This is a genomic window from Methylobacterium sp. Leaf361 (genome assembly GCF_001424445.1).
GTDB lineage: Bacteria > Pseudomonadota > Alphaproteobacteria > Rhizobiales > Beijerinckiaceae > Methylobacterium.
Window position 1 is genome coordinate 594,632 of record NZ_LMPY01000023.1, and the last position, 24,978, is coordinate 619,609.

At 66.9% G+C, this 24,978-nt stretch carries 30 protein-coding genes; 3 read left to right on the forward strand and 27 right to left on the reverse strand.

The genetic code is table 11. The features are described 5' to 3' along the window. Positions 1-4: 4 nt before the first annotated feature. The 8 genes from nrdJ to ASG32_RS18750 all read right to left on the reverse strand — a co-directional run bounded on the left by nrdJ (position 5) and on the right by ASG32_RS18750 (position 9,918). Positions 5-1,993, reverse strand: coding sequence for a ribonucleoside-triphosphate reductase, adenosylcobalamin-dependent (gene nrdJ / locus ASG32_RS18715; RefSeq protein ID WP_157862010.1), 1,989 nt, complete (start codon positions 1,991-1,993; stop codon positions 5-7). A 114-nt stretch (positions 1,994-2,107) separates the two neighbouring features. Continuing rightward, positions 2,108-3,208, reverse strand: coding sequence for a hypothetical protein (locus ASG32_RS18720; protein WP_056529147.1), 1,101 nt, complete (start codon positions 3,206-3,208; stop codon positions 2,108-2,110). Further along, the gene (locus ASG32_RS18725) at positions 3,180-3,419 is read right to left on the reverse strand and encodes a hypothetical protein (protein ID WP_056529150.1); all 240 of its coding nucleotides are present in this window, start codon (positions 3,417-3,419) and stop codon (positions 3,180-3,182) included. Before ASG32_RS18725 ends, ASG32_RS18720 begins: the two co-directional genes overlap by 29 nt. After that, a complete protein-coding gene (locus ASG32_RS18730; RefSeq protein WP_056529153.1) occupies positions 3,416-6,355 on the reverse strand; it encodes a DNA polymerase in 2,940 nt (979 codons plus the stop codon). Before ASG32_RS18730 ends, ASG32_RS18725 begins: the two co-directional genes overlap by 4 nt. 10 nt (positions 6,356-6,365) lie before the next feature. Next, complete coding sequence (locus ASG32_RS18735) at positions 6,366-7,175, reverse strand: hypothetical protein (RefSeq protein ID WP_056529155.1); 810 nt, start codon at positions 7,173-7,175, stop codon at positions 6,366-6,368. After that, positions 7,172-7,573, reverse strand: coding sequence for a hypothetical protein (locus ASG32_RS18740; RefSeq protein WP_056529158.1), 402 nt, complete (start codon positions 7,571-7,573; stop codon positions 7,172-7,174). Before ASG32_RS18740 ends, ASG32_RS18735 begins: the two co-directional genes overlap by 4 nt. 95 nt (positions 7,574-7,668) lie before the next feature. After that, complete coding sequence (locus tag ASG32_RS18745; RefSeq protein WP_056529160.1) at positions 7,669-8,361, reverse strand: hypothetical protein; 693 nt, start codon at positions 8,359-8,361, stop codon at positions 7,669-7,671. 150 nt (positions 8,362-8,511) lie between these two features. Continuing rightward, positions 8,512-9,918, reverse strand: coding sequence for a hypothetical protein (locus tag ASG32_RS18750; protein WP_056529162.1), 1,407 nt, complete (start codon positions 9,916-9,918; stop codon positions 8,512-8,514). A 31-nt stretch (positions 9,919-9,949) separates the two neighbouring features. Between ASG32_RS18750 and ASG32_RS33990 the strand changes: the two genes are divergently transcribed. After that, positions 9,950-10,315, forward strand: a complete 366-nt coding sequence (locus ASG32_RS33990; protein WP_157862011.1) for a hypothetical protein — start codon at positions 9,950-9,952, stop codon at positions 10,313-10,315. Positions 10,316-10,345: 30 nt separating this feature from the next. Here the strand turns inward: ASG32_RS33990 and ASG32_RS18755 are convergent, their stop codons facing one another. Genes ASG32_RS18755 through ASG32_RS18780 form a run of 6 tightly spaced genes read right to left on the reverse strand, consistent with a single transcriptional unit; the run spans position 10,346 to position 12,998 of the window. Further along, entirely contained in the window at positions 10,346-10,735 is a 390-nt protein-coding gene (locus ASG32_RS18755) for a hypothetical protein (RefSeq protein ID WP_056529165.1), read from the reverse strand. Beyond that, a complete protein-coding gene (locus ASG32_RS18760; protein WP_056529168.1) occupies positions 10,732-11,316 on the reverse strand; it encodes a hypothetical protein in 585 nt (194 codons plus the stop codon). The genes ASG32_RS18755 and ASG32_RS18760 overlap by 4 nt, the downstream gene beginning before the upstream one ends. Then, positions 11,313-11,531 (reverse strand): hypothetical protein, encoded by a 219-nt coding sequence (locus ASG32_RS18765; protein WP_056529171.1) that lies wholly within the window; start codon positions 11,529-11,531, stop codon positions 11,313-11,315. Before ASG32_RS18765 ends, ASG32_RS18760 begins: the two co-directional genes overlap by 4 nt. Beyond that, the gene (locus tag ASG32_RS18770) at positions 11,528-11,989 is read right to left on the reverse strand and encodes a transcriptional regulator (RefSeq protein WP_056529174.1); all 462 of its coding nucleotides are present in this window, start codon (positions 11,987-11,989) and stop codon (positions 11,528-11,530) included. Before ASG32_RS18770 ends, ASG32_RS18765 begins: the two co-directional genes overlap by 4 nt. Then, on the reverse strand, positions 11,986-12,645 hold the full coding sequence (locus tag ASG32_RS18775; protein ID WP_056529178.1) for a hypothetical protein: 660 nt from the start codon (positions 12,643-12,645) through the stop codon (positions 11,986-11,988). Before ASG32_RS18775 ends, ASG32_RS18770 begins: the two co-directional genes overlap by 4 nt. Before the next feature lie 53 nt (positions 12,646-12,698). Beyond that, positions 12,699-12,998: a hypothetical protein gene (locus ASG32_RS18780; protein ID WP_157862012.1), complete on the reverse strand. Its 300-nt coding sequence runs from the start codon at positions 12,996-12,998 to the stop codon at positions 12,699-12,701. Positions 12,999-13,062: 64 nt separating this feature from the next. Here ASG32_RS18780 and ASG32_RS33995 point away from each other — a divergent pair, with 64 nt between their 5' ends. After that, a complete protein-coding gene (locus ASG32_RS33995; RefSeq protein WP_157862013.1) occupies positions 13,063-13,485 on the forward strand; it encodes a hypothetical protein in 423 nt (140 codons plus the stop codon). Between the two features lie 3 nt (positions 13,486-13,488). Here the strand turns inward: ASG32_RS33995 and ASG32_RS18785 are convergent, their stop codons facing one another. The 13 genes from ASG32_RS18785 to ASG32_RS18840 all read right to left on the reverse strand — a co-directional run bounded on the left by ASG32_RS18785 (position 13,489) and on the right by ASG32_RS18840 (position 24,215). Continuing rightward, on the reverse strand, positions 13,489-13,884 hold the full coding sequence (locus ASG32_RS18785) for a hypothetical protein (protein ID WP_056529184.1): 396 nt from the start codon (positions 13,882-13,884) through the stop codon (positions 13,489-13,491). A gap of 74 nt (positions 13,885-13,958) precedes the next feature. Further along, positions 13,959-15,464: a hypothetical protein gene (locus tag ASG32_RS34000; protein WP_056529187.1), complete on the reverse strand. Its 1,506-nt coding sequence runs from the start codon at positions 15,462-15,464 to the stop codon at positions 13,959-13,961. Positions 15,465-15,554: 90 nt separating this feature from the next. After that, complete coding sequence (locus tag ASG32_RS18795; protein ID WP_157862014.1) at positions 15,555-17,666, reverse strand: hypothetical protein; 2,112 nt, start codon at positions 17,664-17,666, stop codon at positions 15,555-15,557. A gap of 96 nt (positions 17,667-17,762) precedes the next feature. Further along, positions 17,763-18,002 carry a hypothetical protein gene (locus tag ASG32_RS34005; protein WP_157862015.1) on the reverse strand — a complete coding sequence of 80 codons (240 nt, stop codon included), beginning with the start codon at positions 18,000-18,002 and terminating at the stop codon, positions 17,763-17,765. Continuing rightward, positions 17,995-18,648 (reverse strand): hypothetical protein, encoded by a 654-nt coding sequence (locus tag ASG32_RS18800; RefSeq protein WP_056529194.1) that lies wholly within the window; start codon positions 18,646-18,648, stop codon positions 17,995-17,997. Before ASG32_RS18800 ends, ASG32_RS34005 begins: the two co-directional genes overlap by 8 nt. An 11-nt stretch (positions 18,649-18,659) precedes the next feature. Continuing rightward, a complete protein-coding gene (locus ASG32_RS18805) occupies positions 18,660-18,902 on the reverse strand; it encodes a hypothetical protein (RefSeq protein ID WP_056529197.1) in 243 nt (80 codons plus the stop codon). 83 nt (positions 18,903-18,985) lie between these two features. Continuing rightward, positions 18,986-19,192, reverse strand: coding sequence for a hypothetical protein (locus ASG32_RS18810; protein WP_056529200.1), 207 nt, complete (start codon positions 19,190-19,192; stop codon positions 18,986-18,988). Then, positions 19,189-19,581 (reverse strand): hypothetical protein, encoded by a 393-nt coding sequence (locus tag ASG32_RS18815; RefSeq protein ID WP_056529203.1) that lies wholly within the window; start codon positions 19,579-19,581, stop codon positions 19,189-19,191. Before ASG32_RS18815 ends, ASG32_RS18810 begins: the two co-directional genes overlap by 4 nt. Before the next feature lie 59 nt (positions 19,582-19,640). Further along, on the reverse strand, positions 19,641-19,940 hold the full coding sequence (locus ASG32_RS18820) for a hypothetical protein (protein WP_056529207.1): 300 nt from the start codon (positions 19,938-19,940) through the stop codon (positions 19,641-19,643). Positions 19,941-19,956: 16 nt separating this feature from the next. Beyond that, a complete protein-coding gene (locus tag ASG32_RS18825) occupies positions 19,957-20,154 on the reverse strand; it encodes a hypothetical protein (protein ID WP_056529210.1) in 198 nt (65 codons plus the stop codon). Further along, positions 20,154-20,339 carry a hypothetical protein gene (locus ASG32_RS18830; RefSeq protein ID WP_056529213.1) on the reverse strand — a complete coding sequence of 62 codons (186 nt, stop codon included), beginning with the start codon at positions 20,337-20,339 and terminating at the stop codon, positions 20,154-20,156. Before ASG32_RS18830 ends, ASG32_RS18825 begins: the two co-directional genes overlap by 1 nt. Before the next feature lie 343 nt (positions 20,340-20,682). After that, on the reverse strand, positions 20,683-21,834 hold the full coding sequence (locus ASG32_RS18835; protein ID WP_056529216.1) for a site-specific integrase: 1,152 nt from the start codon (positions 21,832-21,834) through the stop codon (positions 20,683-20,685). A 584-nt stretch (positions 21,835-22,418) separates the two neighbouring features. Then, a complete protein-coding gene (locus ASG32_RS18840; protein ID WP_244492022.1) occupies positions 22,419-24,215 on the reverse strand; it encodes a Hint domain-containing protein in 1,797 nt (598 codons plus the stop codon). Between the two features lie 73 nt (positions 24,216-24,288). Between ASG32_RS18840 and ASG32_RS18845 the strand changes: the two genes are divergently transcribed. Beyond that, a partial coding sequence (locus tag ASG32_RS18845) for an IS256 family transposase (protein WP_107351967.1) occupies positions 24,289-24,978 on the forward strand: 690 nt, incomplete at its 3' end.

Genomic DNA, 24,978 nt, shown 5'->3' on the forward strand with positions numbered 1-24,978 from the left:
GCGGTCACCGGACCGGGCAGGCGCCGGTCGAGCAGTCCTCGACCTCCAACAGCTCGGCGGACTTGTCCGCGTCGATGTCGATGGGCGAGAGCCTGGCGACGTACGCTTCGTACCGTTCGCGGGAGACACACTCCTGCGGGAGGTACTTGAAGCCCAGCTCCTCGGCGGTCGCCAGCGGGTTGTTGCGCTTCAGGAAGCTCACCCCGACGTACTCGTCCCAGTGCTCCATGAACCAGTCGACCATGGCCGGGATCTCGGCCTCGTCGAAGCTGACGGTGATCGAGCAGTTGTGCTGCACGTAGTGGTTCATGAGCAGCCGGTAGCGCTCCAGCTGGCTCACGGCCGGCTCCTGGTTCACCTCCAGGTGCTGACCGTCCTCGGTCACCACCTCGGTGAACTTCGCCGATGCCGGGTACTCGACCGGCCAGCACACCAGCATGCCGGTGGGGTCGTTCGGGTTCTGCTTCAGGTCGTAGCCGGCGGCCCGGAAGTTCTCCAGCATCGGGTCGTTGCCGGGGAAGTTGACCCAGTTGAAGATCCACCGGGACAGGGACAGGTGCGCGCCTTCGTGGACCTCGTCGCCCTCCAGCCCGAGGGCTTTGGACGACGTGCCGGCTGGCTGCACCTGGGTGACGCGCCGCGCGCGCGGCGTGCCGAAGTCGTCGGCCATGCTGTCGGCGCCGGAGATCGCCGCGTCGCGGACGGCCTCCAGCATCTCGGGGCTCTCGATGCCCTCCCAGGCGACGGCGCCGGTCGGCGACACGCCGCACAGGCGCAGCAGCTTCTGCATGTCGTTCCACTGCAGCTGCAGGACGCCGTCGCGCATCGAGACGCAGGTCTGGCGGTAGTTCGCCCGGCCGGCGAGGTACTGCGCCCGCATCAGGCCCTTCAGGTCACCGTTGAAGCGGTGCCAGACGGTCTGCATCAGGTTGCAGAAGCCCTTGTTGGACAGGAGGATCTCGGCGCAGGGGTTGAGCCCCTCCATCTCCGGGGCGCGCCGACGGGCGTGCTCGACGTTCACGAAGCCGGGCTCGCCGGTCGGCAGGATCCGGCGCAGCAGCTGCTCGATCACCTCGGCCGTGGGCTTCTTCATGAAACCGATGGAGTTGTTCGACTGCTCGCGCTGGCCCTGGCCGCGCTCCCAGCGATCCGTCTTGAAGTCGACGTACCAGCCCAGCTCGGCCAGCAGCTCCTCCCAGGTGGTCGCCTCGGTCTCGATGAGGCAGATCTGCGCCGAGCGGCGCGACGACAGCACGGTGCCGAGCCAGTTGATCACGTCGATCAGCTCGCCCTTGGTCAGCGTCCGGTGCGCGGCGGCCTGCATGATCGCCGCGATGGCGGCCATGGCCTTGGCCAGCGGCTCCCAGCCTGAAGAGATCCAGCCGTAGCCGCGCAGGCGCTTCCCGCCGGGGCGCAGCTCGCTGAAGTCGAGCACCAGCTCGGAGACGCGCGGCTTCTCGCCGAACAGCATGCCGATGGCCTTGGCCCAGCCCTTGGCGCTGTCGCCGAAGACGATGCGCCAGGTGCCGGCCGCCATGTCGATGTGCTCGGAGCTGTGCTCCTGGCCGCCGCGGTCGGTGCGCGTGCTCGGCACCACCGTCACGGTCTTGATCGAGCTGGGGAAGCCCGAGAGCAGGCCGGTCACCGGCTTGAAGCCGACGCCGCAGCCGTTCAGCAGGAGCCAGAAGATGTCGACCAGGTCGGCCGGGGTGTAGGCGACCGAGAACGAGCAGTTGAAGGCGCCCGCGGCGCGCTCGCGTACGAGGGCGGTGCCGCCCATCCACTTCACGCGGCCCGACGCCGAGACGCGCTTGGCCTCCATCAGGGCGCGCAGCTCGGACAGCTCGTCCAGCTCGGCCTCGTTGAGGGCGCGCTGCAGCTGGGTCTCCCACAGCCAGCGCTGGTGCCCGACAACGCGGTCCATGGCCTGGTCCACGGTCTCGAACAGGACACCGTCCTCGTCCAGCGGACGCAGGTAGGTACGGCGATGCACGAACTGAGCGCGCACCGATGGGAGCTGATTAGTCAACATGATGCTCTGGGGGTTGGATAGGGTCACAAGATATGGTGGCGCACGGTCCGAAACGTACCGTGCGCCGGGGGCAAATCAGGCCGCGTCCGCCACCTGATCCGGCCGGTCGAAGTCGATGGCCACGGGGAAGCGCGGCATGCCGTCCAGGGTCGGCGTGAAGTACCGGATCGTCACCACCTTCGGCTTCGGCCGGGCCAGCAGCTCCTTGGCCTGCTCGGCCGTCCCGCGGATGCCGCCGCCGCACTCGCGACCGTCCGGCAGGCGGAAGCGGACCTTCTTGGCGAGCCCGGCCCAGTTGCCGTTGCCCTCCTCGATGGCGATCAGCGGGAACTCGGCAGTCTCGAACTCCTTCCGCTTCAGCAGGTTCTTCGAGCGCTTGCGCTCGTACTCGGCATCGAGGCGGATGATCTGGCCCTCGTAGCCGGCGGCCAGGTAGGAGCCGTAGGCGGTGTCGAGCTGCTCGATGCCGCTCACCTCGACGGTCGGCACCAGCACGATCTCCGGCGCGCCGAGGTTGTCGACGAACAGTTCCAGCGCGCGATAGCGGTCACCGAAGTTCTTCCCGGGACGGTACAGATCGTACACATGGAACTGGGCAACAGAAGCCGCCTCGGCGATGTCTGCGTCCGTGGGCTTCGACTTCCGCAGGACCGACATCAGCTTGTTGAAGTTGTCCCGCAGCTCGTGATTGTAGAGTTCGCCGTCGATCTCCAGGTCCGGCGTGTTGATGAAGGCCGGCGCCAGGCTGGCGAAGATGTGCGGGCACGACAGGATCGGCTTGCCGGTCCGGCTCCACATGCCGTGGCGGTTCACCTTGCAGCGCATGCCGTCGAGCTTCGGCTGCGAGAACACCGCGCCCGAGAACACGGGGAAGCCCTCGAACTTGTGCGCCAGCATGACCTTGCCGCCGCAGTCGCGGGGCTCGTCCACGCCCTCGATGGTCAGCGCGTAGTCCTTATCGAGCTTCTTGCCCATCTCGGCCTCGGCCTCGAACAGCGCCTGCGCGGCGGCCGTGTCGCGGCTCTTCGGCACGCAGGTCGTCCAGCCGGACGTCACCAGCTGGCCATCGAGCAGGCCACTCTGCGAGCGCCAGCAGCCGCTCACCTGGTCGACCTGGTACTGCCAGACGCGGATGCCGCCGCTGGCGTCACGCTTGTAGATCTTGGGTCCGTGCATCGTGCTGCTCCCTGATGGATCGGATCTGCGCGGCGAGGTCAGCCTCGACGAGGGCCGCGAAGATGGTGGCGGTCGCGGTGATCTGGGCGGCGGCGAGGGCCGCCCGATCACCGGACGATGGGTAGAGCCGGTCCGGCATCGCCTTCATCGTGGCCTCGCGGGCGAGGATGACGGCGTCGTCGAACAGGCGTTGCGTATGCGGCCAGGTCATGCGGCCTCCCGCATACGGATGCGGGCCTCCTTGAGGTATGCGACCACGTCCAGGATCCCCTGGTCGTTCAGGCGCTTGCCGGCGCGCTCCTCGCCGACGACCGCGGCGTCCGGCTCGAACAGCTCGATCTGGCCGCCGAAGGCCTTCTTGCCGTTCCAGGGCTCGAAGGTGACGCCGATGGCCGGCGAGCTGTCGAGCTTGCACCGTTTGAAGATGTCGCCGTGGTCGACCATGATCCGGTGCGCGTCGCGGACGAACGGCACCACCAGGTCCTGGTGGACCGACCAGACCAGCTCATCGTGGATGGGGACGAGGAACCGGAACTCGCGGTCGGTCCAGCCGAGCGAGCGGAAGTGCTGGATCGTGCGGACGATGGAGCGCTTCGCCAGCGTGGCGCACGTCCCCTGAATGAGGGCGTTCACCGTCTGGTTGCCGGCCCGCTTCTGGATCTTCCGCATGATCCAGCGCATCACGGCGTTGAAGTTCTCGCTGCCGAGCGTCTGCAGCAGGAACTTGTCGCACCAGTCCTGGGCCCAGAGGTTGGTCGCCTCGTAGCGCCAGTAGCGATGCCCGTCCGGCAGCGTGACGAACCCGGCCATGTTCACGTCCGAGATCTGCTGGACGCGCCAGGCCTCGGCCACCGGGAACTGGGCCCGGTAGGCCTCGGTCGCGTCGGCCGTCTTCTGCTGCGACCACCCCGCGCGCTCGCCGATGGTGGCGAGCCAGCCGGAGTAGAAGTAGTTGAAGTTGGCCTCCTTCCCGAAGACGGTCCGCCAGTAGCCGTAGGCCTTCTCGGCCACGAGCAGCTCGCCCTTCAGGTTGGTCATCAGGCGCGGCAGCCGGTCGGCTTCGCCCTTGTGCGCCTCCAGCCACTCCGGCCAGCTCGACATGCCCTTGAGCGTCTTGAACAGTCCGAGGTTCATGCCGGGGCAGTCGAGCGTCAGGAGCGCGGTCGCGGTGCCGGCGTGCAGATCCTGGTGCGGGATCTGGCCGAAGGCCTTGAAGAACTCCGGGTCGCCGGAGAACTCGCCGATCTCCACCAGCTCCACGCCCGACCAGTCGAGCGACACGATGAGGTGGTCGTCGTGGTCACCGAGGTAGAAGCCGCGGACGTAGGCGGCCTCGCCGCGCTTGCCGAGCTGCATCGGGTTCGGGTTCGAGCCCGCCATCCGGCGTGTCGCGAGCAGCGACGTGACGGACGGGTACATGCGCCCGGTCTCGGGGTCGGTGAGCATGCCGTAGGGGGTGAGGAACAGCTTCATGCGCTGCTCGACGCCCGACAGCCGGTTCAGGCAGTCGATCACCTGGAGCGCGTGGCGGTTGTGGTAGACTGCGAACGGCTCCAGGTCCTCGCGCGCCGGCTTCTCGGCCGCCTCGATGCGGGCCCACCGAGCGTCGTTCTCGTCGAACACCACCTTGGCCGCCAGCGCGTCCTCACCGCCGGCCTGCATGCGGATCGCCAGCTCGGACTGGATGCCGTTGAAGGCGTCGATCAGCTCGGCCTTCGAGAGGTGCTTGCCGTCCTTCAGCCGGTCGACGATGCGCCCGCGGGCCTCGCCGTCCGAGGCCACCTTGCCCTTCGAGATCACGACGTGGCAGCCTAGCAGGTCGTAGAGGACCGTGCGGACCGGCATGTAGTGGGCGAGGTTCACGCCCGTGAGCGTCTTCTCGTTGACGCCGTTCTCGGCCGCCCAGCCGTTCGTCACCGGCCCGCGGACCTGCAGCAGCTGCTGGTAGTCGTCGTCGCTGTCCGGCGCGTCGAGCCAGGCCTGCACGCGCTCGCGGTACTTGGGCCAGCCCATGACCCCGTCCTTATTGGGGCCGTACCACTTCTCGTACCGCAGCAGCTTCTCGTTCGGCCCCTCGGGCCAGGTGAAGTGCTGCGCGGCGGCCTTCATCTCCCGGAGGATCTGCGCCGCGACCGCGCGCTCGGTCTCGGTGCGCTGCCGGATCGCCGGCGCGTTCACCCGCATGCCGCCGATGGCGATGCTGGCGAACACCGCCGGCATCACGTTCTCCTGGGTGAAGAACGTGTTGACCAGCTGGGTCCCGCCGTTGCGGATCATGTAGGTGAGGAGGTGCCGGAACAGGCGCACCGCCCAGTAGGCGTCGTCGGCACCGTAGGCCGCGACCTGCTCACCGGTCACCAGGCCCATGTGGGCCTCGCCGTCCAGGGTCTCCTCGAACGTCCGCATCTGGACGCCGAAGTGGCTCTTCACCGCCTGCTTCAGGCCGTAGCCGTAGGCGATGGAGCTGACGAAGCCGTTCCAGGAGAACGCGGCCTTCGAGGACTTGCCGATGATCTTGAACACCAGCTCGGAGAGGGCCGGCGACATCTCGCCGGTCTCCTTGTTCCAGCCGGTGGTCGAGGCGCGGATGAGCTGGTCGACGAGGGTGCCGATGGCGCCCTGGCCGGCGGCCCGCCAGGCGTCCATGCTGTAGGTGTCCGGGCCGTAGGCCGAGACCGCCTGCGTCATGGTGCAGATGATCGAGCCGGGCCGGAAATCGAAGTCGAGCACGGCCTTGCAGACCGTCTGCTCGAACGCCGAGTTGTGGGCGATGAAGTAGCTGCCCTCGGGCAGGCAGCCCAGGAGGTCGCCCAGGACGTCAATCGGCAGCCGGTTCTCGACGTCGGCGTGGCCGAAGTTGATGTAGTAGGCCCGGTCGGGCTGCTCTTCCGAGTAGAACGAGGCACCACAGATGATGGTTCGGCGCCAGTCGAAGACGGTTCGACTGGTCTTAGACTTGAAGCCCTCGTCGTTATATTTGCAGTAACGGTTGATGCCGTCGTGGCGGTTGCTGTCCTCGGTCTCCAGATCGAAGCCGATGAACTCGGAGCGCTGGATCAGCTCGGCGATCTCGGCGATCACCTCCGGGTTGCGGGCATCGACCAGGACGGTTTGCGGCTCGACGGCCACGGGGGAGTGGGCGTTCATCGGGACCTCCTCAGTGCATGAAGCGGCGCAGGATCGCGTCGCCCGCAGCGGCGTCCTCGGTCCCGGAGGCGAGGTAGCGGTGCCAGTCGTCCGGCATCGGCAGGAAGCCGACGATCTGCCAGAAGGCGCGCAGCAGCTCGGCCTGCTCGGGCAGACACATCCGAGCGGCCATGGCCTCCTTCACGCCCGCGGCGACGAACAGGGTGTCGTCGGGCTGGCCGGCGACGAGCGCGTCCATGGCGAGCTGCAGGGCGGCGTAGTCGCAGGCCACGAAGGCCTTGGGGCCGAAGCCCTTCATCCCCGGGATCTTGTCCGAGGGGTCGCCGCACAGCGCCTTGTAGAGGCGGATGCGGGCCGGCGGGACCGTCACGTCCTTGGAGTGGTCGGCCGGATCGAGCACCACCTTGAGCGGCTTCACGTCGACCAGGACGCGGTCCTGCTGCAGCGCCAGGAGATCGCGGTCGATGGTGTGGACCCGGACGTCCTGGGTGGTGCCGTAGGTGTGGCAGAGGTGGGCGATGACGTCGTCCGCCTCGCGGCCCGGGACCGCCACCTGGATCGCCCGGGTGTGGCGCAGGGCATCCCGGGTCAGGTCGATCAGCGACCGCACGCCGTCCATCAGGGACGAGGGCCGGTCCTTGTAGCCCGGGAAGATCTCGCGCCGGGCCTTGATCGAGCCGGCGCCCTCGAAGACCCACACGGCCACGTCCGCGGCCGGGAGGGATAGCATCTCGGTGAACACCGTCCGCGGCCCGCGGCCGAGGTGGTCGGTGTCGAAGCGGCGGCGCAGGACCGCCATGCCGTCGTAGATGTGGATCATTGGCGGGCGTCCCAGCTGCGCGGCGGCTGCCGGAAGCGCGGGTCGCGGCGGCGGCGCGCGGCGCCCCGACGCTCGGCGATCTCAACGGCGGCCCACCACAGGAGCGCGCAGATCGCGCTGATGACGAAGGCGTAGAGGAAGAAGATGCCCAGCTTCGTGAGCACCCAGCCGGTCAGCGGCACGGGCCAGGCGAGCAGGTAGGCCCAGCTCCAGAGGCTCTCGACCTCGAAGCGCGGGCCGATCAGCCAGGCGTGGACCAGGGCTCCGACGCCCAGGTACTTCGCCACGCTGAACAGGTGCCGGGCGAGCGGCCGGCGGTTGATGGAGGCCTCGCTGCAGAGGCGCGAGAAGGTCTCGCGGTCGACGATGATGGTGGATGGCTTCTGGTTCTCGTTCACGGCGGCACCTCGGTACGAAACGGACGGACAAAAAAGCCCGTGCCTCGGGCGAGACACGGGCTGTCAGTCAGGGCGGCGTCAGCCGCCGGTCGGGCTTAGGCAGCCTTCTTGCCGCCCTTGGCGCCGGCCTCGTCGATCACCTCGTAGCCGAACACGCCGTAGTCCTGGCCCGAGCCCTTCTTCGGCACGGCGATCAGCCGGACCTTGAACGGGGTGTCGGTGCCGACCTTCGGGAACTGCTCCTTCAAGAAGGCGCCGAACGCCTTGGCGTTCATGTACGAGAGCGAGAGGCCGACGACGGTGCCGGCGGCGAGCGGGCCACCCTCCTTGCGGGAGTAGTCGGAGAGCAGCCGGACCGGCAGCTCGATCAGATCGGACGGGTAGGAGTTGCCGTCCATCTTCTTCGCGTCCGCGATCACGGCGGACCAGTTCTGGCGCGACCGGGCCTCGGTCACACCGTCCCACGAGGTGAGGTACTGCACGCCCGAGGGGGTGTTCACGCGCAGGACGAAGCCGGCCTTGGCGTCCTTGAAGGCCATCTCGACCTCCACGGCGTCGTGGAGCTGCTTGTCCTTGCCGAACCGGATGCCGAGGTCGGAGACCGAGAGGTAGACCTCCACGTTCATGGAGGCGCTCTCCATGAACTGCATCAGGGAGCGCGGGGCGGCCGGAGCAGCGGCCGGGACGCTCGCGGCGGGCGCGGCGGCAGGAACACTGGCAGTCTGGGTGGGGGTCTCGGCGGCGGCGGTCTCGGCGGCGGCGAGAGCGCGGGCGATGGCGTCGGTCATGTGAAATTCCTAACTTCGATTGCGTTGCGGACTGGAACTTGCCGGTACGTTTCGTACCGACAGACATCGAGATAGACGGGGATCTGCTAGTTGTCCAGCCCGTCTACCGCGATTGGTGAGGCCGCGGCATTCTGTCCGTTTCGGACCAAGCTACCAGGGCAAAGCGACACGACCGCGCTCGACCTGCGTGGCATCCTGCGACTTCCGCTTGGTCAGACGCATGATGTGCTGGTCGATGCTGTCGAGATAGGTGTAGACCTTGATGCGAAGTGCAGACCGCCGGGCCTGACGCATCGCGCGCTTGTAGGCCTGGAAGAACGCAGTGTCCTGGTAGTCCATCGAGACGAAGAACACGTCCTGGACTTCCTTTGCACCACAGAACTGCCAGTTGTACCCACAGTCCGCGACCTGCGGTGAGCCAATGATTGTATCCAGCTCGCCGGACCGGAAGCCACGGTCGATCTTGGCGGCCTGCGCCGGGGACACCTCGCCGTTGATGATGCCGGCGCGCCGGCCGAGCCGGACGGCGTGCTCGAACATCTGCTTCTGCTGCGGGACGAGCGCCGCGTAGGCCAGCATCGGCCGGCCGAGCCCGGTCATCTTTTCGCAGTCGTCGATGAACTCCGAGAGCTTGCCGGGCGTCTCCCCGCGACAGATGTCCACCGTGCCGATCCCGCCCTCCATCAGGTTCGGGAAGACGTTCGGGTGCTCCATGATCTGGCGCGCCCGAGTGAAGGCGACGCCGGGCTTGGTGCCGTCGATGAAGAAGTTCTCCAGCTCCAGGATCGCCTCGTCGCGGAAGCGGTCGTAGGCGGCGCGCTGGCGCTCATTCATCGGCGTGCGGGACACCTCGACCACGATCTCCTCGGGCCCGTGGACGTCCGTCCAGAGGCGCTTGATGGAGTGCTTCGAGAGGATCGCCTCCAGTCGGTCGAGGTTGCAGTGGCCGGTGACCTTGCCGGTCCACGGATCCACGATGTCGTGCATCATGCTGAAGGCCTCGGGCGTCCCGTAGTAGCGGGGCTCGATGATCTGCAGCGCCGGGTAGACCGTGCTCGGCCGGCCATTGTAGGCCGTGCCGGTCATCGGCACGAACCACAGGTCCTCGCCGCGCCGCTGGCACCAGCGGTACAGCGCCTGGGTGCGCTTGCTCTCGTGGCCCCCGAAAGCCTTGTGCCACTCGTCGATGTCGATGGCCTTGTAGTCGAGCGAGATGTCCTCGGCGCACATCTCGAACCGCTTGTAGCCCATGAGCAGCAGCTTCGCGCCGCTGTTCAGGGCCTGGAAGCACTCCTCCGGCGAGCCGTCCACGATGGCGACGTCGCCGATCTGCCACTCGCCCCAGAGCATGGCCTCGTCGAAGTTCTTGTCGAGCAGCTTCATGGGCATCAGCCACACGCTCTTATGGCCGTGCTTGTCCCAGCGAGCCCGCTGCAGGACGCAGATGGTCGGCGTCTTGCCAGTGCCGGGCTCGCCGCCGTGGATGCACTTCCGCTCCTGGAAGAACAGGCGGCCCAGGTCCTGGATCTGGTCAGGTCGAAGTTCTCGATCTGGCATGCTACAACCCTCGGTAGCTAGGGAGTGAATAATGGACCTGCGTGTAATCAAGATTTTTAATCACGGCAACAATGCAACCGAGCACGTTATGCTCAGAGCTGATGCGGACATTCCAGATCTATCTAAGTACGGTATCTGCGATAGTACCTATGTTCACGACGACAAACCGTCCAACAAAGAACGGCACTTCTTTTGGTTTCCACCTAAAAAGATACTTTTGGGAGAATATGTCGTCCTAAACACAAGGCGTGGCACGTACGAGCGCTACGCTGACAAGGCCAACGACAGGATACTTCACCGCATATTTTGGGGACTGAACACCACCATATGGAACAAGGCGGGCGATAAAGCTGTTTTGTTTCATTTCTCTGCCGCGGTGGCTACAAATACTAGATGATGCTCTAGCTTGGAGACAGCTTGGTCCGGCTCAGCTCCCCGGCACCAGGTCGCCCTCGGTGCCGGGCAGCGGCCCGCGGCCGTGGCGGCGCAAGCGCTTCCCGCGGATCTTCTCGATCACCGCCGGATCCCACACCCGGGCCAGCTCAGCCTCGCCGCAGCTCAGCAGATCGAGGTCGACGTGCTGGGCGAGCACGGCCGCGGTGGTGAGCATGCCGCCGGCCTCCTGCGGAGGATCGCCGGCCGGTCGGCTGAAGACGTAGCGGAGGACCTGTTCCGCGTCGGCCTGGGTCATCCCGAGCGACTGCACCCACTCGGTCGCCTCCTCGAAGAAGCGGGCGATCCGCTCGGGCGTGTCGGTTGGGTCGCCCGCCGTGACGACGTCGAGCCATTCCTGGCATCGGGCCTGGAAGTTGTTCATGGCTGCCTCCTCATGAAGTGGTAGAGCTGGCGCCGGCCCTCGGCCGCCCAGTCGTGGTCCCAGTCGAGCCCGTCAGGGTTCAGGGTGATCGCGCCCGGCAGCCGGATCGGTCCGCAGAGGATCAGGTTGCGGGTGCGTGGGAGCTGCGCGAGCGTCTCCAGGTCGACGTAGTCGGACGGCTCGATGTCGATGAAGCACTGCGGCGCGGCGTTCGTGAGCGTCAGCAGCTGCGCGGCGCGCCGGGCGCGTGGGCGCTTCACGAAGCCGAACGGCTCGACGACGCGCTGGGCGCCGCCGATCATCGCCGACAGGCGCCACAGCCAGCGCACGTCGGCCGGGCGGACGTGATAGAGCCCGCCGGTCTGGGCCGGGCTCATGGTCCGCACGAACGAGTGCGCCAGCGCGGGGCCCGCCTCGGGCTCCCCGAACTTGTGAGGGCAGGGGAGCCACCAGCGGTTCTCGACCTCGAACGGGCTATCGAGCCCGGCGAGGCGAGGCATGAGGCACCGGCCTCCGTCCTGCTCGTGCAGGAAGACGAAGTTGTCGTGTCGGTGCAGGCCGTAGCCCGGTGCCCGGATCATCCGACTTCCTGCTGGTTCGAGGTGGACGGCTGCAGCCGGCGGGCGAGGAACAGCCCGAGGCAGCGGCGGGTGAGGGGATCGACCCGCATGCGCTCGCCGGTCGCCGGATCGGCCATGGTGCTGAGCCGGCCGGTCAGGTCGGCCGCGCGGTGGGCGAGCGGCAGCTTGTGGTGGATGCGCAGCAGGTTGAAGAACGGCTTGGTGTGCAAGATCATTCGGGGAGTGCTCCGAAACTCGGCGGTGTGAGAAGTTCTTCCACATTCATGTCCACGATATCGGCTATGGCGCTGACCTCTGAGACTGTGAAGTCATGGTATCCCTGCTCCATCGCGGCGAGAACGACGCGATTAGCGAACTTGTAGCGGTCGCTGAACTGACCGTGTGTGAGACTTTCGGCGAGGCGAGCAGCCAGAAGCTTGCGGCCGATGCGGATATGCACGGGCCCCAGCACCTCGCGCTGCTGGAACTTCTTGTGGTAGGTCGCGCGCTGCTGCGGCCGGCCCGCTCGGGCCTTGTCCCGCTGCAGGCGCTGCTCTGGGCTCAGCGCGGAGTTGGCCGTGCCGTAGTAGGTGCGGACGCTGGTCGGCTTCAGGTTCGGCAGCGCCTCCTGGACCTCCTTGAGGGACAGGCCCTCAAGAATGAGGGCCTGCACCTTGGCGATGCTGGGCGTCATGACTGGGCGAGCCTCCGGTCGATCATGCGCTTGCGCGTGCCGTGGGCCGGGAAGCCGACGATTACCCCTCGGGGTCGGGCGCGAGAGCAGAGGTTGCAGGTCGAGCAGGTCACCCGCTCGGCGTAGGTGGCCGGGCAGACCGCGATCTCGCGGCCGGCCGGTGTGCGGTGGCGGCCTCGACCGGCGTCGGACGGCAGGACCGTCACGACGCTCATGTCCGGTGCCTCGTCGAGCAGGCGGTCGGCCTCGGCCGCGCTGTCGGTGGAGCAGTTGACGTGGAAGCCCAACTTCCTGGCCTGACGGTACGTTTCGTACTGTCGGCCATGGGTAAAGACAATCGCCTCGCGACCGCCGTTGGCCCGAGCTAGCTTGAGCACGTCGTCGTGGGCCGGCGGCAGGTCGCCGGCCGTGCCGTAGCGCCAGCGGATCTTCTTCGGCAGGGCGCGGATCAGGTGGCAGAGCTGGTCGAGCGTGACCTGATTGACGGCGGTGCCGGCGGTCAGGTTGCGCCAGAAGATCGAGCCGGGCCCGTGCTCGGCGTAGCAGCCGGCGCCGCGGAGGCCGCAGGAGGCGGGGCAGGTCGCGGCGGAAGCCATCACGGCGGGCATCGGTCCGAGCTTGCGGTTCTGGGAGGCACGGCGGAAGTGGAAGAACATGGTGATCCTCATGGGCTGGCGGTACGTTTCGGACCGCGGGTGGTGGACATGCGTCAGGCGGCGATATCGAGCGGCTGGCATGCCGCGAGGTGGACGTCCTCACGGCCGCGGGCCTTCAGCGTGACTGCGCCCTCGGTCATGATGGCGATGGTAGCCCCGCACGGCATGACGGGCTCACCGTTGCCGTTCAGGAGCTGCGACGGGCCGTGGAAGATGACCTCGTCGTAGTAGTAGGGCTGGCCATGCTTGCCGCGGGTGACCCGGACCGCGGGCTGGCGCTGGTCAGCGGGAAGCTTGCGATTTGCGGCAATAATGTGCCGGTTCATAACAATGTAGATCGGAGCATTTTTCATCTGTCGTCTCCCGCCAATTTCAGTCCTATAGGTCCTTTCACCTAAACTAGAGGTGATTGAACTGATGGATCACGTTGAGCTTATTAAGCAGCTTGTCATCTATTTCGATAAAATAGATAAGTTGTTAGCATTCCTGGCCTTTGTCCTTCTAGTAGCTGGCGCCGATTTCAAGCTTGAGCTGAAAAATATTTCGATCAATTTTGATCGTCGGCAAATCATCTATTTTAGGACTGCTGGCATATGTCTTCTCTTATTGTCCATGCTTCCCTCTTTGCTCGCAATTTTATTTAAGCCAGTTGATCTAAAAGATTTAGTCGAGTTAAAGGCAATTATTGATAACACGCAAGGTATGACAGATAGAGGTCTTAACGGCAGCAGCGAGGGCGAGCATTGCTTTTACGCAACTAAAGAAATGCCGTATGCGCACGGGTCTAATCTCGCAGCCCAGACAAAAATCAACAGCATGATCAAAGCACTTCGCCCTTGACGTTCAAATCTCTTTGAAGCGCGGCGGTACCATCTCGTCCGGGAAGCGGACGAAGGTGCCGTGCTCGTTGCGGTAGACGGTGACGGGCTGGCCATCGTGGATGGCCCGGGTGTTGGCGCGGCCCATCTCCTCGGTCTTGTAGGAGACCTGGAACAGCGCCTTCTCGGCGATCACGTCGTAGGTGCGGCCGTTCTTGAAGTGCCGGACCTGGCGCTCGGCCTGGCCGGCGTTGATCGCCGCCGCGATGCGCTCGGCGAACGCCGTCATCTCCTCGGGCGTCCGCGCCTGCGTGGCGTTCATCAGCCCGAGCATGCCGACGACGGCGCCGGCCTCGTTGTGCAGCGTGATGCTGGAGCCCACGACGGAGCTGAAGGCGACCGCCTGTGCGGTGATCCTCATCAAACTTCTCCCAAGCTTGGCTGTTTCGGAGTGCTAGTACGAGCACCCCGCCCAGAGGCGGGGTGCGGTGCCGGTCAGTCGCGGACGATGCGCTTGACGTAGCGGTTCAGGACGCCCTGCAGGCCGTCGTGCTCGGTCTGGACGATCAGGCGGAACTCGGCGCCCTCGTCGACCTGGGCGACCTCGTAGATGCCGGCCGGCGGCCAGCCGCCGTCCACGGTCTCGATGCGGTCGCCGACCTTGGCTTCGAGTGCCGGGGCCTCGGGCTCGACCGGGAACTCGACCTGCTCGGCGACGGTGCGCGGCCACAGCCGCTCACCGCGGACGGTCACGGCCACGATGGCGCGGTTGATCACCGCCACGCCGCCATCGACATCGCGCAGCTCGACCCGCCAGAACCAGCTGTCGGTGTCGATCTGGTTGTGGTCGTCATCCTCGGAGTAGCCGACCACGGTGTAGTCGCCGTCCTTGATGACGGGGTCGTTCTCGACCCGGATCTGCGCACCCTCGCAGACCAGAGCGGCGGCCGTGATCTCGTGGTCCTTCAGCACCCGGTTGATCCGATCCGGCTCGATCAGGTCGCCATCGAGGCCGCGGACTTGGTCCGCGTCGCCCACGACGCCGTAGAGGACGGCATCGAACTCGACGTACTCGACCACCGTGCCGGGCTGATGGATGACGGCGTCTTCGTCGTCCTCCTCGGGCAGCAGCTCGATCTGGTTCTCGTCCTCCTCCTCGACGGTGTCGTCGACACCCTCGTCCTGATCGACCTCGTCGAGGGTGGCGTCGTTCGGCGCCGGCATCTGCGAGCGGGGCGTGAGGACCGGGCGGCCGAGGATGGTGGCCGCGTACTCCTCGTCCAGCTCGTCGATCACCTCGTAGGCGCAGATCCGCATCTTGGTGCCGTCGTAGGAGTAGGGCACGGAGACGACGTCGTGCGGCCACACGGCGATCAGCATCCCCCGGCGGCCATCGGCGCCGAGGCCGAAGTCCTTCACGTAGTCGGGCGTGCCGACATGCAGGCCGGTCGAGCAGCAGGCGTTCGGGTCGGAGTTGACCCGGTCGCGCGGCATGTGCGGCGTGTCGCCGATCATGTTGCGGAACGAGTTGCCGGTGTGGATGTCCATGTAGTCGCCGCGCACGGCCTTGTAGGCGACGAACCGGCCGTCCTCCAGGAAGCCGAGCTGCGACTTCTCCAAGAACACCGGCAGGCGCTCGATGGCGGCCTGCGTCGGGTTCTGCACGAGCGACCCGAGCGCGTTCCAGAGCGGGGCGAAGGGCTCGCCGGCCTTCTGGAACTCCAGGATGCGCTCGACCCAGAGGCCGGTGAGCACCTGGCCCTTGAACACGATGTCCTGGCCGATGAACGTGATGGCGCCGAAGCTGTCGCGCAGCAGCGCCTTGCGGACGTCGACCAGCGCCATCAGGTGCTCGGCGTCGTGCTCGCCCGGGGCGAGCAGGAGCTGCTTGGCCTCGGCGTAGCGCTCGTGCTCGCGGGTCAGCGAGTACGGCTTGCCCTTCACGAAGAAGGTCAGCGACTGGTTCGAGATGGTGTAGGGAAGACGAACAGCGTTGGTCATGATCATATCCAATATGGCTGGCCGTTGGTACGAAACGGACGATGTATTGCAGGCGCACTGACCCCGTAGGATCAGTGCGTTGGCGGACGACTACTTGTTGATGAGACTAAAGTAGTGGTCGAACTTACGCTGCACGTCGCCGTCGCACTTGGTGTAGTGGTACTGGAACAGTGCGTTCAGCAGGGTGACGAACAGCGGATACTTGGCCGTGAACTCCTTCCAGGCGGTCTTGACGCCCTGGGTCGGGTCCTTGGCGACCGACTTGAGGTCGGTGCCGGTCAGGGAGAGGAGCACGGCCGCGAGGCGGTCGTGATCATTGTCGTCGCGCTCCAGCATGTCCCGCTCGCGGTTGAGCCGGCGCATCTCGTTGATCATCTCCTTCAGCTCCGGCGGGGCCAGGCCGAGGTCGATCTCCTTGTCGACCGTGCGGCGCAGGGCCTCCGGGAAGCTGGCGTAGGACCACGGGATGGTCGGTGCGACCTGGGTCGGGTCGATGGCGGCGTCGAGCAGCTCGACCAGGTGGTCGCCGAGCGAGATCCAGTGGTCGAGCGGCTGCTCGTCCTCGTTGACGACGACACAGGTCATGTCGCCGCCGATCTGGTCGATCAGGCTGTTCTTCCGCATCGCGTGCAGGATGCCGCGCAGGTTGGTGCTGTAGCGGTCTGTGAACTCATGCACCTCGCCGTCGACGGTGAGGATGTGCGTGAGCTTCTTCCCTCGGCCCTTGATGCGGAGGTACAGCAGCTCGTCGTCGTGATCGACGAACTCCGACCAGGTCTCCAGGGTCTGCAGGTTGACGACCTTGCGACGCTTGACGCTCTCCGGCCGCTTCTCCCTCGGACCGCGGGTGCTCTTCGGCAGCTTGATGTCGTCGAGCAGCACGTAGTCGGGGTTGCCCATCCGCGCCAGAGCGAAGGCCAGGTCGGCACGCTTGCAGCGGACCCAGAGCAGCTTCTCCTCGGTGAGGCCGGCCGCCTCCAGGCGCTCGACGGAGCGGCTGGTGTTGTGCTGGATCACGACCTTGCGGTCCTGCAGCTCGCCCGGGTTGATCTCCCAGTCGGCCTTGAACGTGACCGGCACGCCGTTGCGGGTCCGGTCGCGCAGCTCCGGCCACCGGACGGCCTTGACCGGGCCGCTGCCGGGGAACAGCTGGTCGAAGAAGCCGAACCCACGCCAGCCGATCTCGCGGACGACGTGCCACTGCCGACCCGGCAGGGTGTCGGCGATGTCCATGGCCTTCCAGCGGGCATCGAAGTAGGTCCGGCAGGCATCGACCTGGGCACGGGCGTTGCGCATCCAGTCGATCCGGTAGGCCTCGAACAGGGCCTCCAGCCCGGACTGGGTGCGGTCGTCGTACTGCAGGTTCTCACGCGAGGCAGACACCGAGATGGTGCCGATCTTCGCCTCGAACACGATGCAGGTCTCGTGGTCGAGCATGTTGGTGTCGGGCATGTTGTAGGGGTCGATGGGGTACATGACCGGCCCGAGCATGACCTGCGGCCCCTCGAACGGCACCGTGCCCTTGCGGTAGACGGTCCAGCCGTCGCCCTTGTTAAGCACCTTCGGCTCGCCGAAGTCGATGGCCGGCGAGATGACCGGACGCGGGTGGAACGACCACAGCACGGCCTTGGCGTGCTCGTGGAAGCGGCCGATGTCGGCCTCGCGGACCGGGAAGGAGATCTCCAGGCCGGTGCCGCGATCCTCGGGCTCAAGCACCCACTCGCCCAGGAACGAGATCTGGATCTTGCCGGCCTCGGACACGCCGATGGAGTAGACGCGCCGGAACCCGCGGAAGCGGGAGATGACGGTGAAGGCGCCGGCGCCGTCCGAGCGCATCAGGTAGGCGAGCGCGGCCTTCGAGCCGAAGCCCCAGCCGCCCACGGCGTCGTCGTCGCCGTCCTTGGTGCTTTCGCCGATCTTGGCGTACTTGTTCATCATGAACGAGTGCGGCAGGCCCGGCCCGAAGTCACGGATGGTGTACTGCGGGTTGAACCGCGTGGGCAGCTCGATCTCGAAGGGCTTTTTGGGCGGCGAAACCTCCCAAGCATTGGTCGCGTACTCGCGGACCGGGTAGACGATCTTGTCGGAAACCATGCCGGTGAGCAGAGCGTAGACGATCTTCGCGTCACCGCCGACGCCGGTCTGCTTGACCTGCTGCGCGCCTTCGCCAACGGTCTCGTTGAGAGCATGAACCATACGCATTGGAGTTCTCCTGAGAGGCTGAACGGTACGTTTCGTACCGTGTGGGGTCAACAAAAATCAGTCTAATGTCGTCGATTTATTGGGGCACGTACGCCCCTATACTTGGCAAAGCTCCGCACGCCGGGCTTTCAGCTCCCGGATTGCTTGCTGGCGGTGGAAGTAGGCGAGCCGAAGATTGCGAGGCGCGTCCGGTGTGTTGGCGCTCTGCTCCTTCAGCTCTTCCAGATTGCGCTTGAGCCGGGTCAGGTAGGCGTCGCACTCGTCCAGCGTGCCGACATCGGCGGCCGTCTTCGTGCGAGCCTGGTCGATCCAGCTCGGTGCGTTCGACTTACCCAAGACCCTCCCCCTCGCGGTAGGTGATCGAGAAGACCGCACGCACGCCCTGCAGGCTGGCGCGGGCCTCCTCCTCGGTGTCGAAGATGTACCAGTTCAGGCCGCGCTCCGCAGCAAACTCCTTGCCGCCGACGACCTGCTTGCCGGCCTCGTTGAGCTTGCGGTCGTAGACCCGCACCCACTTCGTGATCGGCGGGTTCACCTCGAACACGTCGCCCGGGTGATCGCCCTGGCTGGCCGGGTGGAGGCCAGCCTTGGTGCGCAGGCCGGCCGCGGTGCCGCCATCCGGCAGGGTGATGCGGACGCCGACCGGGAACTCGCCCGGATCGTTGAAGGAGACGATCTCCACCGGCAGGCCCTCGCGGGTCCGATACTCGCGGCCCGGCCTTAGGGTCCGGGCGACGAATGTGGTGTCCTCGGGCCGGCGGGCGATCAGGTTCTCGCCCTTAGCGCCGTCGAGCGCCGTGTCGACGGTCGTGACCTTGCCGGTCTGCCGGTCCTCGACCGAGAAGATGGTCGCGGTCGAGCCCTGGCTCTGGATCTCGCTCGCAAAGGCGGCGGCCTCCTCGGGCGACGAGGCGGCCGTCTCGATGGCCCAGTCGACGCGGAAGAGCTTCAGGCCGGCCGCGAGTGGGGTGTGCATGTTCATGGCGTGTCCTCTCAGTCGGTGCCGTCGCGGACGGCGATGAGCGCCGCGATCACGGCGTCGAGGTTGCGGAAGGGGATGGAGAGGCGGGCGGCGCCGGAGCGCCGGCCACGCGAGACGAGGCCGACGAGGTGCGTCTCGCCGCCGAAGACCTCGACGGCGATGCCGTGGGCCTGCATCGTCCCGTTGCGGCCGAAGTGGCCGGTGCGGGTCTGCTCGTCGAAGTGAATGGCTTGGTGATGCGGCCGAGCCGCCATGTCGTCCTCCTCAAGGGCTGAGGCGACGGTCCGTTTCGGACCGTCGCCATATTGGATATGCCTGCTATCTCAGGGACTTACGGCTAGACGCCGTAGTAGGTGGCCAGCAGGTCGAGGCCGTAGGCGTTGAGGGCGAAGAACACGGCGATCAGGCCGAGCGCGCCCCAGACCCTGGTGCCAGGCTCACCGTCCGTCCCGAAGGCCAGACCGGCGATGCCGAGCAGCAGGAACAGGTTGGCCATCAGCCACGCGGCGCAGCGGAGGACCAGGATCGTGGTGGTGAGGCTCACGCGGCCTCGACCTTCTTCTTGCGCGGCGCGCGCTTCGGCTTCGGCGCGGCCTCGATGCGGGCGGCGGCGGCTTCGATCTGCGCACGGGTCGGGTAGTTGGCGAACCGGGCGATCACGCTCGGGTGCTGGTGGAGGTGCGCGCCCTGCCGGCGGCGGCGCTCGGCGGGGCGGGAGCCGGCGATGTCGCAGCCGGCGTGGCCGGTGGAGGAGTAGCGGCGCCGGGTCACGCGGATCTTGTGATCGACGTCGGCCTGGGTCGGGACGCGGTGCATGCGCTTACGCAGCTCGCCGGCCTCGTAGAACGAATAGAGCAGGGTGCCGGCGACCGAGTAGGTGCATGGGCCGCTGCTCTCGCCCTTCTTCCGGCGGGGCTTCTGGGACACGGGCATGGGTGCTCTCCGAGCTTTCGCGCGCTTCATGCGCAGGGCGGTGATGGGGTTGAGAGCGGTCATGCCGGGCAGTTCTCGATGCACCGGCGGGCGACCGCGGCCGACACCTCGCGCCCGGTCAGCCCGAGCGCGGGGATCCCGCTGTAGACGGCGTCGATCAGGCCGACGCCGACCTGGTCCGGGTACAGCTCCGCGAAGGCGTCGCTGGCCCGTTCCATCATGACCAGCTCCAGCTCCTCGAAGCCGTGCTTGGTCGGACGCTCCTCGCCGATCTCGGCCATGAGCGTCGTGAAGAAGGAGTGGTTGCCCTCGGCGAGCCCGGCCTGGGCCGCCGTCAGGATCTCGTGGTGGCTGCGCATGGTACGAAACGGACCATCAGTTGCGGACAAGCGTCAGCGTCGGGCGCTCCTTCCGCGGGGGAGGGGGCGCTGACCGCGACGGTTGCGGGGGCTGCAGATACCGGGCGATCTTCGCCTCCCGCTTCTCCAGCAGGACGACGAGGCCCAGAACGAAGAGCGCCACGGCCATCGGGCCGAAGAGCATGGTGAGGAACGTCGCGGTCAGCTGGCTCATCAGAGCTGCCGGGCGAACGCGCGGAAGGCGAGGAACGAGCGGTCCTGCGGGTCGGAGTGCGGATCGCGCTCGCGCGGATCCACGCTGGTTGGCGGAGCCCGGCGCGTGCCGGCGTCTCTCGGGCGGAACGGCCGGCTGACACCGTTGCGGATGACGGTGCCGTCGTCGGTAATGATCTGGCGCATAACGATTTTCCTGGGTGTCGGTACGAACCGTACCGTAGGTTGCGGGCACACTGCCCGCCCCGGGGCAAGCTGTTCTTGCCACGGATCCCGATGGTACGTAAAGGACCGTCAGGCAAAAATCTGCTAGCAGATCGTTGACCGTACACAGTCCGTTTCGTACCGTGATCGTATGTCAGACGCCGCTCCGAACCCACGCAACGTCATCCGCCTGCCAGACGTGGCGGCCGAGCTGGGCATCCACCCGAACACGCTTCGGAAGATGTGCCATGCCGGGGAGGGGCCCCGGCTACTGCGCGTGTCGCCCCGCTGCTACGGCGTGCGCCGCGGGGACCTGGAACAGTGGCTAGAGAGCCGCGATGTGGCGGGCCCAAAGGTCTAGGGCCTCGCGCTTCTCGGTGGCGTACGCGGCGCGGTTGTAGATCCCGGCGACGCCGGCCTTCGAGCCTGAGACGTGGTTCAGGATCGCCTCGACGACGTGCGGCGGGACCTTGAGCACGTCCGCCATCATGGTCGCCGCGGTGCGGCGCAGATCGTGCAGTCGCCAGTCGCTGATCCCCGAGCGCTTGTCGAGCGCGGCCTTCGCCTTGCTGAAGCCGGAGAACGGCCCGGAGCCGGTGCCGAACATCAGGTCCCGGTCCTCGATCACCGGCCGCCGCGCGATGACGGCGAGCGCCTCGGCCGAGAGCGGCACGTCGTGCGGGTTGCCGTTCTTGGTGCGCTCACCCGGCATGCTCCACAGCGCGCCGGCCTGATCGACCTCGCTCCAGAGCATGGCCGCGACCTCCTCGCGCCGCTGCCCGGTCAGGATCAGCAGGCGCACGATGTCGGCGAAGTCGTTGGCCCCGTTGCTATGGGTGGCCTTCCAGATCGCGGCCAGCTCGGCCGGCTTCAGGACGCGGTCCCGCTTCTTCTCCGAAGCGGGCTTCTCGGTGCCGGTCACGATGTTGTGATCGGCGGCGTCGGTGGCCACCAGCCATCCATAGAAGCGCGACAAGGCGGCCTGCGCCCGGTTGGCGGTCGTAGCGCCGTTGTCGCGCTTGATCTCCTGCAGCACCCGGTGGACCTCGGACCGGGTCAGTTCGCGGACCGGCACCTTGTGCAGCGGCTCGAACAGCTGCGTCAGGTAGCGCTTCATGTTCTTGAACCAGGCCTCGCTGACCTGGCTCTCGCGCTCGGCCAGGTAAGGCTCGACGAGGGAGCCGAGCGTCGGCGCCTGGCGCGCCTTCTTGATCTGGGCGCGCGGATCCTCACCGGACCGGACCCGGATGATGCGGTCGCTGGCGAGCTTCCGCGCCTCGGAGGCGGACAGCATGGGGAACTTGCCCAGCGTCTCGCGCCGGCTCTCGCCGGCCTGCGTCCGGTACTGGACGAAGAACTGCTTCACCTTCGCGCTGACGCGGACACCGTAGCCCTTCACCTCGTCGTCGTAGACCATCAGCCGGTCCTTGCCCGGCGGCAGTTCGAGGGCGGCGACGGAGGTGTTGGTGAGGCGCATCCGGTACTCTCTGGGTACTCCGTCGGTCCGATCCGAACCGGCCGTTTCCGCGACGAAGTCACCGGGTACTATGCCCGAACGCCACTTTTCAAGAGCGAAACAGGCCGGGTGCCAAAAACTGGGTACTCAGGAGTGCGTCCGAAAGGTACGGTCCCATGAGCCTCTTAATCAGCGGGTCCTAGGTTCGAACCCTAGTGCGCCCACCAAGACTTAGCCTACTTTCTGCGAACCGGACCTCAATCCCGGTGAGCGAAGGGTAAGAAGGCGAAGCGACGAACAATCTTCATTGCAGCGTTGAACCGCTCTCCGTTCACCGAACTGCGACGGGCGAGCCAAGTCCGCGGAAGCCTCGCTTCATGGCCGAGGGCTACGATTCGGTTCGCCAAGCCATCGCAGCGCTTCGAGATTGAGTTCTGACGGTCGGCTTCGAAAATACGCGTCGATGGAGGGGACTGGCTCACGATTGTCACCGTCGCACGATTGCGCCTCGCCCACATTCCCCTCCGTCCGCGCAAGCCGCCGAAAAAGCCCCGCGCGGCGGTGCCGGTGGGGCTGAGGGTCGGCGCTGGATGTCGCGATCGACGCTACGCTGCCAACAGCGCAATCCAAGCCCCTGCCGCATCCATCCGCTTGGCGCACATCAAGAGGCCATCGGCCGAGCGACGCACTTCGACACGATGATGCACGTGCGGAGCGAGGCGTACATGCACACCGAGGTCGAAGCCGCATCGCCCGTCGCCGTAGCCGGCCGCAGCAAGGTCCGACCGGAACTCGGCCGCCACCGCGAACGCGACGACGGCACCGTCCACCAACACGTCCAGGCACAGCGGGGTGTTCGGATGCGCCTCGTCGCGCGCCCAGCCCCCGACGTGCAGCAGGCCATCGCCCGTCACGCCGCATCGGTCCAGCCACGCTCGCACCGGGCCCGGCTCTGCCGCACCGTCCAACGAGACAGCGCGGAGGGCTAAGCGGCCGCGCAGCGCGGCCAAGTCGGGGCCGAGTTCGGCGCGCGGAGCGTAGGGCATGCGCCCAATGCCGACGTCGAGGGCCCGCACGCCATCGAAGCCTCCGCGCACGCCGGGCGCCGCCAGGAAGCTCTCCGCCGGAGCATTCTCCGCGAGCAGCAGGTCGTGCGTGTCCAACTCGACGTGCCAGTAGGTGAGATCCGCCACCGCCTCGCCACGCGTGATGCTCGAGCCGTTGACCAGATGTCCCGCGGCCGCGAGCAGCCCGTCCAGCCACAGGCAGTGATCTGGAGAAACAAACAGGTCGCGGGCGGGCACGCCCTCGCCCAGCGCGTCGGCCCGGATGCGGACGGGGCGCTCGGCCGGGGGAACCATCGATCCCCGGTACGCGCGGGTGCCGATCCAACGGATCGGGCGCGGCGTACCGGCAGCCGTGATGGCGAGATCGCCCACCGCGAGCTGCTCCACCGGCACGTCCGAGATGACTCGATCGCGCAGGACACGGATCCGCGTCCCGGTCACGTAGCAGGGTGCAGGGTTGGCCGGCTGAGAGGGGTTCGTGGGGTTCGGGGCTGTAGCGGCGCGCACGATCGTGCCGCCCTGGCCGTCCGACACCGCCGCGAAGCTGGTCGTGCGGGGGGCCGACAGCACGAAGTTCTCGCTCACCGGCCCGCCACCGGAGCGGGTGCCGGTGATGGTGATCGAGCTGTTCGCACTGTTGTAGCTGACGCTGGAGTTGGTCAGGCCGGCGAGCGCGATCTCGTTGCCCGAACCGAAATTGGAGATGGTGTTGGCGAAGGTGCCACCATTGGTCGGCTGAGCCGCCACATTGAGCCCGAGGCGCGCTGTCGCCGTGCCCGACATCGTGCCGAAGGTGATCGTCCCCGTGCCGGCCGAGGTCGGACCGCCGAGCTGAAGGGTGCTCGACACCGCGCCGCCGTTCGAACCGATCGCGGTGCCGCCGGAGTAGGTGCTGACCCCTGTCAGCGTCTGCGTGCCACCGGTGACCGCCACGCCGCCGGTACCGGAGATCGCGCCGCTGTAGCTGGTCGAACTGTTGGTGATGGTCAGGGCCTGCGCACCGAGCGTCGTCCCGCCGGTGCCCGAGAGCGTGGTGATCGAGGCACCGGCCGTCGTCCCCGAGATGTCGAACGTGCCGGCGTTGGCTACGGGTCCGAGATTGTTGGGAGCGTTGCCGAGGACGCGCAATGTCGTGGCGCCGCCGGCGATCCCGAGGCCGCCGTTCAGCGTTCCCATGCTGGGGGTCAGGCTGTTGGTGCCGCCCGTGACGTTGATAGCGACGGCCCGGACGGTTGAGCTGCCGCCGGTGAAGGGGACTGTCAGGAATTTCGTGTGGGGGCGGCCATAGTGGACCCGAAGGAGGTTCCCGATGGCACGACGCAAAGCACCCCGCATCCCTGACGCGATCCTCGGGACTGTCAGGAATTTCGTGTGGGGGCGGCCATAGTGGACCCGAAGGAGGTTCCCGATGGCACGACGCAAAGCACCCCGCATCCCTGACGCGATCCTGGACCAGCTCCTGGCCGGGGCCGATCCGAAGACGGCCTTCGAGGCCGACGGTCTGTTGGACGAGCTGAAGAAGGCCCTGGCCGAGCGGGCGCTCAACGCAGAGATGGACCATCATCTGGCGGGCGAGGACGCCGGCAACACGCGCAACGGCTACGGTCGCAAGACGGTCACGACCGAGACGGGCCGGATCGAACTGGCGATCCCGCGCGATCGGCAGGCGACGTTCGACCCGCAGCTGATCGCCCGCTACCAGCGCCGCTTCCCGGGCTTCGACGACAAGATCGTGTCGATGTATGCGCGTGGCATGAGCACCCGAGAGATCGCCGCGCACCTGCGCGAGCTCTACGGGATCGAGGTCTCACCCGACCTGATCAGCGCGGTGACCGACGCGGTCCTGGAGGAGGTCGCCGCCTGGCAAGCCCGGCCGCTGGAGCCGGTCTACCCGATCGTGTTCTTTGACGCCCTGCGGATCAAGGTGCGTGACGAGGGCGTGGTCCGCAACAAGGCCGTCCACATCGCGCTGGGCGTGCGCGCCGACGGCTCCAAGGAGATCCTCGGCCTCTGGCTGGAGCAGAACGAGGGCGCCAAGTTCTGGTTGCGGGTCATGAACGAGCTCAGGAACCGCGGCGTCGAGGACGTGCTGCTTGCC